The following is a 492-nucleotide window of genomic DNA, read 5'->3' as shown; positions in this document are numbered from 1 at the left end:
TTGGACAGTACGTATACTTCACCTTCGAAACGTGTGTGAGGAGTGATAGAACCTGGCTTAGCCAGAACCTGACCACGCTCAACGTCATCACGCTTAGTACCACGCAACAGTGCACCAACGTTCTCACCTGCACGACCTTCGTCAAGCAGCTTACGGAACATCTCAACACCAGTACAAGTAGTAGTGGTAGTCTCTTTAATACCAACGATTTCGATCTCTTCGCCAGTCTTAACGATACCACGCTCTACACGACCTGTTACTACAGTACCACGACCGGAGATAGAGAATACATCCTCGATAGGCATCAGGAATGGCTGATCGATTGCACGCTCTGGCTGAGGAATGTAAGAATCCAGTGCTTCTACCAGCTTCTTAACAGCAGTAGTACCCAGCTCGTTGTCATCCTGGCCGTTCAGAGCCATCAGTGCAGAACCCGCAATAATTGGAGTGTCGTCGCCAGGGAATTCGTACTGGTCCAGCAGCTCACGCAGC

General features: G+C 50.2%; 1 protein-coding gene. It reads right to left on the bottom strand.

All coding sequences use genetic code 11. The features are described from left to right. Positions 1-492: EF-Tu/IF-2/RF-3 family GTPase (locus QWI17_RS10540; protein WP_302722467.1), on the bottom strand; the 492-nt coding region annotated here is incomplete at both ends.

The organism is Gilvimarinus gilvus (assembly GCF_030518155.1).
GTDB classification, from domain to species: domain Bacteria; phylum Pseudomonadota; class Gammaproteobacteria; order Pseudomonadales; family Cellvibrionaceae; genus Gilvimarinus; species Gilvimarinus gilvus.
Note: the sequence above shows the minus strand (reverse complement) of the source record. Positions and strands in the feature narration are given on the sequence as shown.